The sequence below is a fragment of the Rhizobium rhizoryzae genome, from assembly GCF_011046895.1.
Lineage (GTDB): Bacteria > Pseudomonadota > Alphaproteobacteria > Rhizobiales > Rhizobiaceae > Neorhizobium > Neorhizobium rhizoryzae.
In genome coordinates this window covers 2,906,885-2,921,237 of sequence record NZ_CP049250.1, presented here as the reverse complement: position 1 = coordinate 2,921,237, position 14,353 = coordinate 2,906,885, and the positions used below count along the sequence as shown (strand labels likewise).

Genomic DNA, 14,353 nt, shown 5'->3' with positions numbered 1-14,353 from the left:
GTTGATGCGTATATTGTGTTGAATAACCTGCGCTTAACTGACGGTCCACACCCGGACCCTTTGATCTCAACTGCAAAATGGAGATTTATCATGAAGATCACCTGGCTTGGCCATTCGGCCTTCAGGCTCGAAACCGCCCATGCGAAGATTTTGATCGATCCATTCTTCAGCGGTAACCCATCCTTCGCAGACCAGGATCGCAAGGAAGCGGCTGCGGGCATCACGCACATTTTGCTGACGCACGGTCATGGAGATCACGTAGGGGATACCATCGCCCTGGCACAGGAAACCGGTGCCGTCGTGCTGGCAAATGCCGACCTCGCGGCATGGCTCGGTTCCAAAGGTGTCCAACGTCTCGAAATGGGAAACACCGGCGGTACAGTCAGCTTCGGCAGCTTCAGCGCGACGTTTACGCAGGCCCTGCATTCCTCCGCCCAGATCACGGAAGACGGGGTCTCCCATGCGCTTGGCAATGCCAACGGACTGATGCTGCATTTCGAAGAAGAGGCCTCGCTGCTGCACATGGGCGACACGGACATCTTCACCGATATGGGTCTGATCAACGAATTGCATCAGCCTGATATTGGTCTGGTGCCGATAGGCGACCGTTTCACGATGGGCGGTGCCGTGGCAGCGCTCGCCTGCCAGCGCTTTTTCGATTTCAAGCATGCCATCCCGTGCCACTACGGGTCTTTCCCGATCATTGACCAGACGCCGGAAAAGTTCGTGAAAGGCATGGAAGGCCTGAAGACGAGGGTAGAGACGCCCAAGGTTGGCGTTACGCTAAGCATCTGACCTTACGTAATCGGCGCGGGATCCTGGGCCAACCGCGCCGATTTCCGTCAGAACTCCGTCCGCCTTGCGGCTAAAACCGTTGCGAATGCCGGATATGGCCATTATAGCGGGAGGAAATTTCATCCGGAGAAGTTCCATGTCCGTCGATATCGCTACCGTCAAGCGCGTTGCGCGCCTATCCCGCATTGCCGTTTCCGAAGATGATCTGGAGCGGATGACGGGCGAATTGAATGGTATCCTTGGATTTGTTGAGCTGCTTTCCGAGGTGGATGTCAGCGGTGTGGAGCCCATGACTTCCGTCACGCCAATCACCATGCGCAAGCGCGCCGATGCGGTGACGGATGGTGATAAGGCCGCCGATATCGTGGCCAATGCCCCCAATTCAGATCAGAACTTTTTCCTCGTGCCAAAGGTCGTCGAGTAAGCGCGGACCATTACGCAGCACCGACCTTCAACGCAGCCTTAAGCCAAATTCGAGATCACGATGACCGAACTTACCAACCTTACCATTTCCGAAGCGCGCGCTAAACTGAAGGGCCGTGATATTACGGCGGTCGAATTGACGGACGCTTACCTGTCGGCCATCGACGCTGCCAACGGCGCCCTGAACGCCTACGTGACCGTAACGCCCGATAAGGCGCGCGAGATGGCGAAAGCTTCGGATGCGCGTCTGGCAGACGGAAAGGGCGCCCCTCTTGAGGGTATTCCGCTTGGCGTAAAGGATCTATTCGCAACGCGTGATATCCACACGCAGGCCTGCAGCCACATTCTCGATGGGTTCAAGCCGAAGTACGAATCGACCGTCACCCAGAACCTGTGGAATGATGGTGCCGTGATGCTCGGCAAGCTGAACATGGATGAATTCGCGATGGGTTCATCCAACGAAAGCTCCTATTACGGACCGGCGGTAAACCCGTGGAAGGCCCAGGGTTCGGATGAAAAGCTGGTGCCGGGCGGCTCTTCAGGCGGCTCCGCCGCTGCTGTTGCGGCGCATCTGTGTGCCGGTGCGACCGCAACCGACACCGGCGGCTCCATCCGCCAGCCTGCGGCCTTTACTGGCACGGTCGGCATCAAGCCTACCTATGGCCGTTGCTCCCGCTGGGGTATCGTTGCCTATGCCTCGTCGCTGGATCAGGCTGGTCCGATCGCGCGCGATGTGCGCGACGCAGCAATCCTGCTGAAGAGCATGGCGAGCGTCGACACCAAAGACACGACCTCTGTCGATTTGCCGGTGCCGGACTACGAAGCTTCACTTGGTCAGTCTGTCAAGGGCATGAAGATCGGCATTCCGAAGGAATATCGTATCGAGGGCATGCCAGAGGAAATCGAAAAGCTCTGGCAGCAGGGTGTGGAATGGCTGAAGGATGCCGGCGCTGAAGTCGTCGAAATTTCGCTGCCACACACCAAATACGCGCTTCCGGCCTATTACATCGTAGCGCCTGCCGAAGCGTCGTCCAACCTCGCGCGCTATGACGGTGTTCGCTACGGCCTTCGCGTCGACGGCAAGGACATTGCCGACATGTACGAGAAGAGCCGCGCTGCGGGCTTCGGCAAGGAAGTTCAGCGCCGCATCATGATCGGAACCTACGTTCTCTCGGCCGGTTATTACGACGCCTATTATCTGAAGGCGCAGAAGGTTCGCACTCTCATCAAGCGCGACTTCGAAGATGCGTTTCATGCGGGCGTCGATGCGATCCTGGCGCCTATCACGCCGTCTTCCGCCTTTGCCGTCGGTGACAAGGAACTCGCTGCGGATCCGGTCAAAATGTATCTGCAGGACGTGTTCACGGTCACTCTCAACATGGCCGGTTTGCCTGGCATTTCTGTCCCAGCTGGCCTTGATCAGAAGGGGTTGCCGCTGGGCCTTCAGATCATCGGCAAGCCGTTCGAAGAAGAAACCCTGTTCAAGACGGCGCATGTGATCGAACAGGCAGCCGGGAAATTCACCCCTGCCAAGTGGTGGTAAAACCTTTGAGTGCCAATAGGTGACTGCAGAAGGACCGGCTCATCCATTGGGCCGGTCCTTTTTTGTTGACCAGTTTCCAACAAAGATCGCGGTATCGCAGGCTAATCCCTTAGGCGGGCTTGGAAACACCGTCCGGCAATGATCTAATCGTGGCGACGTTCCGGGGATTTTCATGCATCATGTTCGCAATGCCCGTGAAGACGAGATTGATGCGCTGACAGGCATAGGTCTGCGAGCCTGGGCCCAGGCCATGGGCCCCATTGGCGGCACAGAGGCGATGCTGCAAAATGCATTACGTGCATTTGGAGACTTCGTTCGATCCTCCTGGGTTAAGATTACGGTGATCGAGGAGGGCGGCGTCCCTGCCGGATGGGCATCCCGCGAGGCGCTGGACGAACAGATAACCGATTTCTGGATCGACCCGGATCATCAGCGGCGAGGTTTGGGTTCCGAACTCCTCCAAGCCGTCGAGGAAGAAGTCCGCCAGCATGGTTTCGATGAAATCAAGCTGGAAACGCATGCGCACAATACGGATGCGGTCAGTTTCTTTGAAAAGAACGGTTATCGGGTAAACTGGCTGTCGATTGCCTATGCGCCGAAGCTTGATCAGGATGTGCAATCCGTTGGCATGTCCAAGCAACTGGTTGCTCCAGCACCAGAGGGTTACGGCGTCGAGTTTTAACCTCTAACGACCAGGTGCGAGGCCTCAAAGCTTGCACCGCTTCACCAATTGTTCTACCTGACATTCAACCCATTTGACCGCATGAAGAGCCTTTAAGATGACCCTTGTCGATACGCGCACGCCTGATCCGAAACGTCTGATTCCCGGTGCCACGGGTGATTGGGAAATCATCATCGGCATGGAAGTTCACGCGCAGGTTCTTTCACAGTCCAAACTGTTCTCCGGCGCTTCCACCGAGTTCGGCAAGGCGCCGAATTCCAATGTGTCGCTGGTGGATGCAGCCATGCCCGGCATGCTGCCCGTCATCAACGAAGAATGCGTGAAGCAGGCCGTGCGGACAGGTCTCGGCCTCAAGGCGCAGATCAACAACCGGTCGATTTTCGATCGCAAGAACTATTTTTATCCGGACCTGCCGCAGGGCTACCAGATTTCCCAGTTCAAGGATCCGATCGTCGGTGAAGGCAAGATCATCATTTCGCTGGGGCCAGATCGTCAGGGCAATTTCGAAGACATCGAGATCGGTATCGAGCGCCTGCACCTCGAGCAGGACGCGGGCAAATCCATGCACGACCAGCATCCGACCATGTCCTACGTGGATCTGAACCGTTCAGGCGTTGCCCTGATGGAAATCGTATCCAAGCCGGACATGCGCTCCTCGGATGAGGCGAAGGCCTACATGACGAAGCTTCGCTCTATCGTTCGCTATCTCGGCACCTGTGATGGCAACATGGACGAGGGCTCCATGCGTGCCGACGTGAACGTTTCCGTGCGCCGTCCCGGCGAAGCTTTTGGCACACGTTGCGAAATCAAGAACGTCAACTCCATCCGTTTCATCGGCCAGGCGATCGAATACGAAGCACGCCGCCAGATCGCAATTCTGGAAGACGGCGGCTCGATCGACCAGGAAACTCGCCTGTTCGATCCAGGCAAGGGTGAAACGCGCTCCATGCGCTCCAAGGAAGATGCGCATGATTACCGCTATTTCCCGGATCCGGATCTGCTGCCGTTGGAATTTGACGATGCTTTCGTTGAGGCACTGAAGAGCGATCTGCCGGAATTGCCGGATGACAAGAAGGCCCGATTTGTACGCGAACTGGGGCTTTCGGTTTATGACGCGTCCGTGCTCGTGTCCGAGAAGGCAATTGCCGATTATTTCGAGTCGGTTGCTGAAGGGCGTGATGGCAAGACGGCGGCGAACTGGGTTATTAACGACCTGCTGGGCGCCTTGAACAAAGCTGGCAAAGGCATTGAAGAGACTCCGGTTTCTCCTGCCCAGCTTGGTGGAATCATCGATCTCATCAAGGATGAGACCATTTCCGGCAAGATCGCCAAGGACCTGTTCGAAATCGTCTTCAACGAAGGCGGCGATCCTGCGGAAATCGTGGAAAGCCGCGGCATGAAGCAGGTGACGGATACCGGCGCCATCGAAAAGGCCGTCGACGATATCATCGCCGCAAACCCCGATCAGGTCGCCAAGGTCAAGGCCAAGCCAACGCTGGCCGGCTGGTTCGTGGGTCAGGTCATGAAGTCGACCGGTGGCAAGGCCAACCCGCAGGCCGTGCAGGCGCTGGTAAAGGCAAAGCTGGGCATCGAGGAGTAAGGCTTCGGCCTTTCTTCTCCGAGAGAGGGCTGTTCCATGTTTTTCATTCGCACAGCGGGCCCAAAGGACGTAGAGCCGGTGCGCAAGCTATTGGCGGAGACGTGGCACGCGACCTATGATCCCATCCACGGTCCGCTGAAGGTGGGCTCACTCGTCACTAGCTTGCATAGCGCAGAGGCGATCCTGAAGAGAATCAACCTGAAGGACGGCGAGTTTTTGGTTGCCGATGACGGAAAGCGGATTGGTGGCATGGGATTTGCCGCCATGTCGCCTACGATGACAAAGACCGCAGTCCTGCATCAGCTCTACGTGCATCCGACTTGCCAGAATGAAGGAATCGGGCGGGATCTCTTTGCGGAGCTGGAAACTTGTTTCCCGGATGCGGAAATTCTTCGCTTGGAAGTTGACGTAGCGAACGAACGCGCAATTTCCTTCTATACGCGACTAGGCTTCACGGAAGTTGACCGCACGAAGAACTGCGGTCAGGACAATAGTGGTATTGAAGCAATCATCATGGAGAAGCCGCTCGCGCATTAGGGAGGACTGCCATGACTGAGTTAAGCTTGCATATTCGAAGGGCCAGGGAAGAAGATCTCGCAAATCTGATAAAGCTCTTTGAAGAAGATGAGCATGGTGGCCATGGTGATACCAGCGACGAGCATGCATATGATGATTACGTCAAAGCATTTCACATAATTGACCAGTCGCTGAACGAGCAGCTTTACGTCGCCGAACAGGGCGGCGAGGTGGTCGCAAGCTTCCAAATGGCCTTCTTGCGAACGCTACGCGGTCGCGGAGGATTGAATGGTATCATCGAGGCTGTGCACACGCGCTCAGACAGACGCGGACAGGGGATCGGCTCCAAGCTTTTGGAGTTTGCCGTGAGCGAGGCGAAACGACGCGGTTGCCGGCTGGTGCAAATCACGCACCGAAGCGACCGTGACGGAACCCGGGCCTTCTACGAGAAGGCGGGTTTTTCGCCGGACTTCACAGGCTTCAGAATGCACTTCAAATAGCGCGTATCCACCCCCTAAAGGCTGGACATTCGCGGATCGAGATTGCATAAGCGAGGCAAGGAAACATTCCTTGTCTCTCGCGAGGACGCTGGAAAACTATGAAGAATCTTCTCCTTCAAATCTTCACCTGGTGGAATGGCCAGACGCTCGGCACACGCTTCTTTACGTGGCGCAACGGCAAGCGCGTGGGCGAGGATGAACTGGGTAATGTCTATTACGAAGGCGGTATGACGTCCTTCGGACTGCCTCGTCGCTGGGTCATCTACAAGGGTTACGCCGAAGCTTCGGCTATCCCGCCGGGTTGGCACGGCTGGATGCATTACCGGACCGATACGCCTCCTTCAAAGGAGAATTATGCAGCCCGTGAGTGGCAGAAGCCTCATCACGAGAACCTGACAGGGACGCCGTTTGCGTACAAGCCTACAGGCTCTATGGATGCGACAGGTCAGCGTCCGCGTGTCACCGGTGACTATGATGCATGGACACCGGGCTCCTGAGCGTCTTGCTCTATCTCACGCCACATTTTTGAACTATCGCCATTAGGTCTCGGCATTGATCGGGACCTAAAGCATGTTGCGCAAAAGTGCTCAGTGGTTTTGCGATAACGACGTGCGATAAAATAAAGAGATAAAGCGTCAGCAGCGAATCCTAAAGATCGCGACACGCTTTGGCAGTTTCTGAAGGTGGTTTCGCTCCCATGTCCCATAGATTCGTTCGTTCGCTGCTTCTGGGAATGACGCTCTGTCTGGTGATGGTTGCACCTGCTTCCGCGGCCCGTATCGAAAATCCGGTTGCCGAATTCTCGGGTATCGACAAAATTACTGGTCGTATTACTCGCTTTGATGTCTATGTGAACGAGACTGTCCAGTACGGTGCCTTGCAGGTAACGCCCAAAGCCTGTTTCTCACGCGATGATACGGAAGCACAAAAGGTAGACGGCTTTATTGAGGTCGATGAAATCACGCTTGATCGCAAGATAAGGCGGATCTTTACAGGATGGATGTTTGCCGACAGCCCTGGTCTTAATGCTGTTGAACATCCTATCTACGACGTCTGGCTGACAGGCTGTAAGCAGAAGTCAGATGTTCCGCCGCCCGCAAGCCCGACAAAGCCACCTGCGGCTGCCAAGCCATAAATACGCATCAAATTTGGCCGCAACCTGTATTGGGTTTCGAGGCGCCAATGCCTGGGGCTATCTTCCGTCACTGATCAGAAGGGGCGGTCAGGCAGTTCGACAGCTGCTTTCAGCAGTTCGAGATAATCCTGTTTCGGGATGTCGATCGCGCCAAACGTTTTCAAATGATCAGTCGTGAATTGCGTGTCCAGCAGTTGAAAATCGTTGGCACGCAGATGATTGACGAGATGAACAAGGCAGATCTTCGACGCATTCGTGCGCCGTGAGAACATGCTTTCTCCAAAGAATGCAGCACCCAGGGACACCCCATATAACCCGCCGACCAGTTGATCGCCGTCCCAGGCCTCAACACTGTGCGCATGCCCCATGGCATGAAGCTGTTTATAGAGTGAGCGGATTGTGGAGTTGATCCAGGTCGTCGCCCTGTCAGGTGCTGATTCGGCGCAGCCAGCCATCACGGCTTCGAATGCCGTGTTACGGCGAATTGAGAAAGCCTGCTGCCGAACGGCCTTGTGAAGGCTCTTCGATACATGGAAGGCATCCAGTGGAATGATGCCCCGCAGTTCCGGCTCGACCCAGAAGACTTCCGGGTCGTCCGCTGATTCGGCCATCGGAAAAAGACCGATGGAATAGGCACGCAGCAGAATTTCCGGCGTGATGGCTGGATAATATCTGCCGCGCCGACCTGCCATGACTACGCGCTTGGCTTGTCGCCAGCCAGATACTTTTCCAGCCAGTGGATATCGTAGTCACCGTTGGCGATATCCTGGTTGGAAACGAGATCCTGGAAAAGCGGCAGTGTCGTCTTGATACCGTCAACGACGAATTCGTCGAGCACGCGGCGCAGACGCATCATGCATTCGACGCGAGTCCGACCGTGGACGATGAGCTTGCCGATCAGGCTGTCATAGTAGGGAGGGATCTTGTAACCAGCATAGGCGCCCGAATCGACACGAACACCCAAGCCACCCGGCGCGTGGAAGTGTGTGATCGTTCCCGGTGACGGAACGAACGTACGCGGGTCTTCGGCGTTGATGCGGCACTCGATCGCGTGACCGGAAAAACTGATCTCGTCCTGGGTTACGGAAAGCCCGGCGCCAGAGGCAACGCGGATCTGCTCATGAACGAGATCGATGCCGGTGATGGCTTCCGTGATCGGATGCTCGACCTGAAGTCGCGTATTCATCTCGATGAAGTAGAATTCGCCATTCTCGTACAGGAACTCAATCGTACCGGCACCGCGGTACTTCATCTTCTTCATGGCATCAGCGCAGATCTGACCGATCTTCATGCGTTGATCAACATTCAGGGCAGGGGAATTTGCCTCTTCCCAAACCTTCTGGTGACGGCGCTGCAGCGAGCAATCGCGTTCTCCGAGGTGGATAGCATTGCCGGCCCCGTCGCCCACGACCTGGATCTCGATATGGCGAGGCTTGCCGAGATACTTCTCCATATAGACCGCATCATTGCCAAATGCGGCAGCCGCTTCCGAACGGGCCGTATTGAAGGCTTCCTCAAGATCGGCTTCGGTTTTGGCGACCTTCATGCCACGACCGCCGCCGCCAGCAGTAGCCTTGATCAGGACCGGGAAACCGATCTGCCGTGCGATTTCCAGAGCGTTGTCGGGCGTCACTTCGCCGTCAGAGCCTGGAACGACTGGAATGCCAAGCTCGACAGCCGTCTTCTTGGCCGTGATCTTGTCACCCATCAGGCGAATATGCTCAGCAGTGGGTCCAATGAAGGTAATGCCATGCGCTTCCAGTATATCCGCGAACTTGGCATTTTCCGACAGGAAGCCGTAACCGGGATGCACTGCATCCGCACCGGTGATCTCGCAAGCCGCAACGATCTGGTGGATGTTGAGATAGCTGTCACGTGATGGCGGTGGGCCGATACATACGCTTTCGTCTGCCAGACGCACATGCATTGCGTCAGCGTCAGCCGTGGAATGAACAGCGACGGTCGAAATGCCGAGTTCCTTGCATGCCCGCAGGACACGAAGGGCAATCTCGCCACGGTTGGCAATGAGGATCTTCGAAATCATGAGACCGCCTTATTCGATCACAACGAGCGGCTCGCCGTATTCGACAGGCTGCGCGTCATTGACGATGATTTCCGTCACCTTGCCCGAACGCGGTGCAGGGATCTGGTTCATGGTCTTCATGGCTTCGATGATGAGAAGCGTCTGGCCTTCCTTGACCGTTGCACCAACTTCAATGAAGGATCGTGCACCAGGGGCAGGTGAAAGATAAACCGTGCCGACCATTGGTGCAGTGACAGCCTTTGAACGATCTTTCGCAGGTTCAACGGCAGCGCCGGTTACGGGCGCAGCAGGTGCCGCGGCAGGCGCTGCGTAAAGTTGCGGGGCCGGTGCAGCAGCCTGGATGTACTGGGGCGCCTGAATGGTGCGAGATACGCGGATGCGCAGATCGTCCTGCTCGATTTCGATCTCTGTCAAATCGGTATCGTTGAGGATGTTCGCCAGATCGCGGATCAACCCCTTGTCGAAACCGTTCTTCTTCTCAGACATGGTCAACCTATGTGCTCTGTTGTTCTTAATTGGTGATATCGCGCAGCGCGCGCAATGCCAGAAGATAACCGCCCGGACCGAGGCCGCAGATCATGCCTTTGGCCGCTGGTGCGATCATCGATTTATGTCGGAATTCCTCGCGAGCATGGATGTTCGAAATATGCACTTCGATCACGGGGACCGATATGGCCCGGATGGCATCGTGAAGCGCGATCGACGTGTGGCCGTAAGCGCCAGGATTGATGACAACGCCCACTGCCCGATCGTCGGCTTCGTGAAGCCGGTCGACGAGGACGCCCTCATGATTGCTCTGAAAGCACTCGATCTCGAAGCCAAGCTCCCGACCGGCGGTGACGCACTCGCTCTCGATATCTTTGAGAGTCTTGCCGCCATAAATGCCAGGTTCTCGCTTGCCCAGCATATTCAGGTTCGGCCCGTTGAGGACAAAGATTGTCTTGCTCATGGAATTCCCACCATAAAACCAGCGAAACCTATAGACCGGCAGGCTGGCAAGGGAAAGCCCCCGGCCACGAAAGCCGTGAATAACCGGGGCCTAATGACTGAATATACTGATCTCACTGCGCGTTAAGCGACCGGTGAAGGGGCTGCAAGCAATCGATCAGCAGGTGGCTTTGCCGCAGGAGCGGATGTTGCTGATCTTGCTGGACAGTTCTTCATGTCCGACAGCACCAAACACAGCCTCGTTTCCGACGACATAGAATGGTGTGCCGGTAACGCCGAGATTATTTGCGAGTTCATAGGTCGCGCGGATCTGCTGGTCGTTTGGATTGTCCTTCATCGACTTCCGGATTGCGGATTCGCTGACACCCAGAGCTGCTGCGACAGCGATCGCGGTCTGTTCCGTTGCCCGCTGCTGCCCGCCGAGAAGCTGCTTGTGGAACTGCGGATACTTCTCCGGAGCTATGGCCTTGAAGGCGCTGGCAACGCGGTGGGCGGCCATGGAATCAGGACCGAGAATCGGGAATTCCTTCAGGATGAAACGCACCTTCTTGTCCGATGAGAGAATTGTTTCCATGTCGGTCAAAGCGCGCTTGCAGTAGGTGCAGTTGTAATCGAAAAACTCAACGATCGTCACATCACCGTTCGGATTGCCCAGGGTGATGTCGCTGGCTGTTGAAAAGATTGCCCTGCTGTTTGCCGCGATGCCTTCGGAGGCTTGAGAGGTGCGGGTATCCTGTTGCTTCTTTTCCAGCGCATCCTGCACTTCGAGCATGATCTCTGGGTTGGCGATCAGATATTCCCGGATAAAAGCCCCGAATTCCTTTTTCTGCTGGTCATCCAGAGCGTTTGCAGCAGTTCCAGTCGCGACAACGGTAGCGGAGGCCAGAAGCCCGGCGGTAAGCAACTTCAGAAAAGATTTCATGGCTATCCTCTATATCGCGCATCGCAAAAACTGATCGCGACTCAACCCTATCGATTGACGTCTGGGTGAATCATTTACGATCCTGTAGCGCTTCGGTGGTCTCGGGGTCTACTGGATCAAACGATCACAATTTTGGCAGACACTGATCAATTCATGATTGCCATCGCAACAGGTTGAGATCAATCACCTTTGACCAAAAATGCGCCGCAGCACTGCGCGCACATATTTCACTATTTTACCCCCGAAAAGCAAAACGGCCGCAACATGTGCGACCGCTTTACAAACCTTAATCCGAGATCAAAGGAAGCCGCGCTTCTGCCACCAGCCAGCACGCTTCGGTTTCGTGGGCTCGCCATCTGGCTCACTGTCGGATGGAGCGCTGGATGTCACCACCGGTTCCGATGAAGCGATGTTGGACGCACGGTTTGCCCGAATTGCTTTTTCGGCCGCACTTTCTTCCGATGACGAAGCCGCGTCTACAGCGGTTTCGACTGCTGGTTCCGGCTTTACGGCTTCTGGTTCTGCCACTTCAGCCTCGGCCGAGTTCGCTGCAGGCTGTTCCGTCACGGCGACAGTATCGGCAACGGCTTCGGTCTCCGATTTGCTGGAGGCCTTGGAACGACGCGTGCGACGCGGCTTGACCGGAGTTTCTTCCGTTTTCCCGGCTTCGTTTGAGTCTGCTGCTACAGCCTCTTCAGCATCGACCTGGAGTTCCTGCGTCGAACCGCCGTCGGAGAAGCCGGATACAGGGCTCAGATCATTGTCGTCTGTGCTCTCATCGGCAGGAGTACTGGCTTCAGTATCGTCTTCGCCGGAGTTTGCCTGCACGCCGTCCTCTTCGCCCTGACGATTGCGGCGACCGCCGCGCTTGCCACGACGACGACGCTTGCGCTTATTGCCTTCTTCGGTTTCCGACTGGGCCTGATCCGTCTGGCCTTCCGCAGAATCATCGTCTTCATCATCATCGCCGTCTTCGTCGGCGCCGGATGCATCACCCGAAGCTTGCTGCGAAGGATCGTTACGCTCGCCATTGCGATTGCGACGGCGGCGGCGACGCTTGCGCTTGCGATTGCCCTGCTCATCTTCCGAACGTACAGCCTGTGCGGAGTTTGCCGCAGCAGCCGGCGCCTCATCTTCGTCCTCGTCATCAGCTTCGATGATGACATCGTCTTCGTCTTCCTCAACGGGGAGGGCCGCAAACTGAACGAGGCTTTCGATTTTCACCGGGTTGGCAACAGGCTCACCTCGGTCGATTGCGAAGTGGCTTGCGCCGACCGCGCCATCCGCTTCAATGAAGATAGAGACGCCGAAGCGGTTTTCATAATCAACGACATTACCGCGTTTGTGGTTGAGCAGATAAAGCGCAATCTCAGGCGTCGTACGCACCGTGATATCGTGCGTGGTATTCTTGAGCAGGTATTCTTCGACACCGCGCAGAACATGCAGGGCAATCGAAGACTGCGACCGAACGTGACCTGTTCCGCCGCAGTGCGAGCAGACCTGAGTGGTCGACTCGAGCACACTGGCGCGAATACGCTGGCGCGACATTTCGAGCAGACCGAAATGCGAGATGCGGCCTACCTGAATGCGTGCGCGATCGTTCTTTAGGCAATCCTTCAGCTTCTTCTCGACAGAGCGGTTGTTCCGCTTCTCTTCCATGTCGATAAAGTCGATGACGATCAGACCCGCAAGGTCCCGGAGCCTCAACTGGCGAGCAACTTCCTCTGCTGCCTCCAGATTGGTCTGAAGTGCGGTCTCTTCGATCGAATGCTCGCGAGTCGAACGCCCGGAGTTGACGTCGATAGCGACCAGCGCTTCCGTCTGGTTGATGATGAGGTAGCCGCCCGACTTCAACGTAACCTGCGGCTGCAGCATCCGGTCGAGCTGTGCCTCGATGCCAGAGCGCGAGAAAATCGGATGCAGATCCCGATAGGGCTGAACCACTTTGGCATGGCTCGGCATCAGCATCTTCATGAAGTCTTTCGCTTCGCGATAGCCTTCCTCACCGGCAACGATGACCTCGGATATGTCCTTATTGTAGAGATCGCGAATGGAGCGCTTGATCAGCGATCCTTCCTCGTAAACCAGACAGGGAGCGATCGAGTTCAGCGTCAGCGTCCTGACATTCTCCCACAGACGCATCAGGTATTCGAAGTCACGCTTGATCTCGACGCGGGTGCGGTTTGCTCCAGCCGTACGAAGAATCACGCCCATGCCCAGCGGCACGTCCAACTCGCGCGCAATTTCCTTGAGGCGCTTGCGGTCCGTCGGATTGGTGATCTTGCGCGAAATGCCGCCACCACGTGCAGTGTTCGGCATCAATACCGAATAACGACCGGCAAGCGAGAGATAGGTCGTCAGAGCGGCGCCCTTGTTGCCACGCTCTTCCTTCGCAACCTGAACCAGCAGGATCTGGCGGCGTTTGATGACTTCCTGGATTCGGTATTGCTTGCGCGGCTTGCGGAATACGCGATCCGGCACCTCTTCCATGGCGTCTTCTGCACCAACGGACTCGATGACTTCTTTTTCATGGTCGTCGTCATCGTCATCATCGTCGTCGTTGGAACGGCGATCGACGACATCTTCAGACACGGAATCAGTATCGACCATCGCCGCCATCTCGTCCGGCGTGCTGTCGTCGTTTCCGTCCGTCGTGTCTGACGCGACGGCCGCCTCATCTACGGCAGCCTCAACCGGCTTCTTGCGGGCCCGGCTACGGCGCGGCTTGGCTTTTGGCTTTTCTTCCGCAACTGCCTCAGCAGCTACCTCTTCAGCGGAATTGTCGGCATTGGCAGGAGCCTCCGTCGCGTTGACAGGCTCGCTTGAGCTGTCATCAGCGCCAAGAGCGGCTTCTACCTGTTTGACAATTCCCACATCAGGTTGATCTGCCTTCGCGAGATCAATAACGGGCTCGACGTCGTGATCGTGATGGCGGGGATTATCTTCCATTTCCGCCTGAAGCAGTGCCTGACGGTCAGCAAGCGGGATTTGATAATAGTCTGGATGGATTTCCGCGAAAGCGAGAAAACCATGACGGTTGCCGCCATAGTCAACGAATGCGGCCTGAAGGGAAGGCTCAACGCGGGTCACCTTCGCCAGGTAAATGTTGCCGCGTATCTGCTTCTTGTGCTGCGACTCGAAATCGAACTCTTCAATCCGGTTTCCCCGGACGACTACGACGCGTGTTTCCTCCGCATGGGAGGCGTCGATAAGCATTTTGTCTGCCATTGAACATGTGCTCCTCG

At 56.3% G+C, this 14,353-nt stretch carries 15 protein-coding genes; 9 read left to right on the top strand and 6 right to left on the bottom strand.

What is annotated here, in order from left to right:
• The first annotated feature begins 90 nt into the window (after positions 1–90).
• The 9 genes from G6N80_RS19990 to G6N80_RS19950 all read left to right on the top strand — a co-directional run bounded on the left by G6N80_RS19990 (position 91) and on the right by G6N80_RS19950 (position 7,194).
• Positions 91–795, top strand: a complete 705-nt coding sequence (locus G6N80_RS19990; RefSeq protein WP_165136256.1) for a metal-dependent hydrolase — start codon at positions 91–93, stop codon at positions 793–795.
• A 136-nt stretch (positions 796–931) separates the two neighbouring features.
• Positions 932–1,219, top strand: coding sequence for an Asp-tRNA(Asn)/Glu-tRNA(Gln) amidotransferase subunit GatC (gene gatC / locus G6N80_RS19985; RefSeq protein ID WP_062552594.1), 288 nt, complete (start codon positions 932–934; stop codon positions 1,217–1,219).
• Positions 1,220–1,279: 60 nt separating this feature from the next.
• Entirely contained in the window at positions 1,280–2,761 is a 1,482-nt protein-coding gene (gene gatA, locus G6N80_RS19980; protein WP_165136253.1) for an Asp-tRNA(Asn)/Glu-tRNA(Gln) amidotransferase subunit GatA, read from the top strand.
• Positions 2,762–2,933: 172 nt separating this feature from the next.
• On the top strand, positions 2,934–3,443 hold the full coding sequence (locus G6N80_RS19975; RefSeq protein WP_062552592.1) for a GNAT family N-acetyltransferase: 510 nt from the start codon (positions 2,934–2,936) through the stop codon (positions 3,441–3,443).
• 97 nt (positions 3,444–3,540) lie between these two features.
• Complete coding sequence (gatB, locus tag G6N80_RS19970) at positions 3,541–5,043, top strand: Asp-tRNA(Asn)/Glu-tRNA(Gln) amidotransferase subunit GatB (protein WP_062552591.1); 1,503 nt, start codon at positions 3,541–3,543, stop codon at positions 5,041–5,043.
• 36 nt (positions 5,044–5,079) lie between these two features.
• Positions 5,080–5,580, top strand: a complete 501-nt coding sequence (locus G6N80_RS19965; protein WP_165136250.1) for a GNAT family N-acetyltransferase — start codon at positions 5,080–5,082, stop codon at positions 5,578–5,580.
• Between the two features lie 11 nt (positions 5,581–5,591).
• The gene (locus G6N80_RS19960; protein ID WP_165136247.1) at positions 5,592–6,059 is read left to right on the top strand and encodes a GNAT family N-acetyltransferase; all 468 of its coding nucleotides are present in this window, start codon (positions 5,592–5,594) and stop codon (positions 6,057–6,059) included.
• A gap of 98 nt (positions 6,060–6,157) precedes the next feature.
• Positions 6,158–6,556, top strand: coding sequence for an NADH:ubiquinone oxidoreductase subunit NDUFA12 (locus G6N80_RS19955; protein ID WP_062552588.1), 399 nt, complete (start codon positions 6,158–6,160; stop codon positions 6,554–6,556).
• Between the two features lie 236 nt (positions 6,557–6,792).
• Positions 6,793–7,194 (top strand): DUF2155 domain-containing protein, encoded by a 402-nt coding sequence (locus G6N80_RS19950; RefSeq protein WP_244484641.1) that lies wholly within the window; start codon positions 6,793–6,795, stop codon positions 7,192–7,194.
• Between the two features lie 74 nt (positions 7,195–7,268).
• Here G6N80_RS19950 and aat read toward each other — a convergent pair whose 3' ends face one another.
• The 6 genes from aat to G6N80_RS19920 all read right to left on the bottom strand — a co-directional run bounded on the left by aat (position 7,269) and on the right by G6N80_RS19920 (position 14,336).
• The gene (gene aat / locus G6N80_RS19945) at positions 7,269–7,886 is read right to left on the bottom strand and encodes a leucyl/phenylalanyl-tRNA--protein transferase (RefSeq protein ID WP_062552586.1); all 618 of its coding nucleotides are present in this window, start codon (positions 7,884–7,886) and stop codon (positions 7,269–7,271) included.
• Between the two features lie 2 nt (positions 7,887–7,888).
• On the bottom strand, positions 7,889–9,238 hold the full coding sequence (gene accC / locus G6N80_RS19940) for an acetyl-CoA carboxylase biotin carboxylase subunit (RefSeq protein WP_062552585.1): 1,350 nt from the start codon (positions 9,236–9,238) through the stop codon (positions 7,889–7,891).
• Positions 9,239–9,247: 9 nt separating this feature from the next.
• A complete protein-coding gene (gene accB / locus G6N80_RS19935; protein ID WP_062552584.1) occupies positions 9,248–9,724 on the bottom strand; it encodes an acetyl-CoA carboxylase biotin carboxyl carrier protein in 477 nt (158 codons plus the stop codon).
• 25 nt (positions 9,725–9,749) lie between these two features.
• Complete coding sequence (gene aroQ, locus G6N80_RS19930) at positions 9,750–10,187, bottom strand: type II 3-dehydroquinate dehydratase (protein ID WP_062552583.1); 438 nt, start codon at positions 10,185–10,187, stop codon at positions 9,750–9,752.
• Between the two features lie 156 nt (positions 10,188–10,343).
• Positions 10,344–11,108, bottom strand: coding sequence for a DsbA family protein (locus G6N80_RS19925; protein WP_165136244.1), 765 nt, complete (start codon positions 11,106–11,108; stop codon positions 10,344–10,346).
• Positions 11,109–11,405: 297 nt separating this feature from the next.
• Positions 11,406–14,336, bottom strand: coding sequence for an Rne/Rng family ribonuclease (locus tag G6N80_RS19920; protein WP_165136241.1), 2,931 nt, complete (start codon positions 14,334–14,336; stop codon positions 11,406–11,408).
• Positions 14,337–14,353: the final 17 nt, after the last annotated feature.

Bases quoted from the DNA above. Each gene is read 5' to 3' on its own strand.
- G6N80_RS19975 (WP_062552592.1), top strand. From the start codon at position 2,934: ATGCATCATGTTCGCAATGCCCGTGAAGACGAGATTGATGCGCTGACA.
- G6N80_RS19920 (WP_165136241.1), bottom strand. From the start codon at position 14,336: ATGGCAGACAAAATGCTTATCGACGCCTCCCATGCGGAGGAAACACGC.
- G6N80_RS19965 (WP_165136250.1), top strand. From the start codon at position 5,080: ATGTTTTTCATTCGCACAGCGGGCCCAAAGGACGTAGAGCCGGTGCGC.
- G6N80_RS19990 (WP_165136256.1), top strand. From the start codon at position 91: ATGAAGATCACCTGGCTTGGCCATTCGGCCTTCAGGCTCGAAACCGCC.
- G6N80_RS19950 (WP_244484641.1), top strand. From the start codon at position 6,793: ATGACGCTCTGTCTGGTGATGGTTGCACCTGCTTCCGCGGCCCGTATC.
- gatA (WP_165136253.1), top strand. From the start codon at position 1,280: ATGACCGAACTTACCAACCTTACCATTTCCGAAGCGCGCGCTAAACTG.
- gatC (WP_062552594.1), top strand. From the start codon at position 932: ATGTCCGTCGATATCGCTACCGTCAAGCGCGTTGCGCGCCTATCCCGC.
- G6N80_RS19925 (WP_165136244.1), bottom strand. From the start codon at position 11,108: ATGAAATCTTTTCTGAAGTTGCTTACCGCCGGGCTTCTGGCCTCCGCT.
- gatB (WP_062552591.1), top strand. From the start codon at position 3,541: ATGACCCTTGTCGATACGCGCACGCCTGATCCGAAACGTCTGATTCCC.
- G6N80_RS19955 (WP_062552588.1), top strand. From the start codon at position 6,158: ATGAAGAATCTTCTCCTTCAAATCTTCACCTGGTGGAATGGCCAGACG.
- accC (WP_062552585.1), bottom strand. From the start codon at position 9,238: ATGATTTCGAAGATCCTCATTGCCAACCGTGGCGAGATTGCCCTTCGT.
- accB (WP_062552584.1), bottom strand. From the start codon at position 9,724: ATGTCTGAGAAGAAGAACGGTTTCGACAAGGGGTTGATCCGCGATCTG.
- aroQ (WP_062552583.1), bottom strand. From the start codon at position 10,187: ATGAGCAAGACAATCTTTGTCCTCAACGGGCCGAACCTGAATATGCTG.
- G6N80_RS19960 (WP_165136247.1), top strand. From the start codon at position 5,592: ATGACTGAGTTAAGCTTGCATATTCGAAGGGCCAGGGAAGAAGATCTC.
- aat (WP_062552586.1), bottom strand. From the start codon at position 7,886: ATGGCAGGTCGGCGCGGCAGATATTATCCAGCCATCACGCCGGAAATT.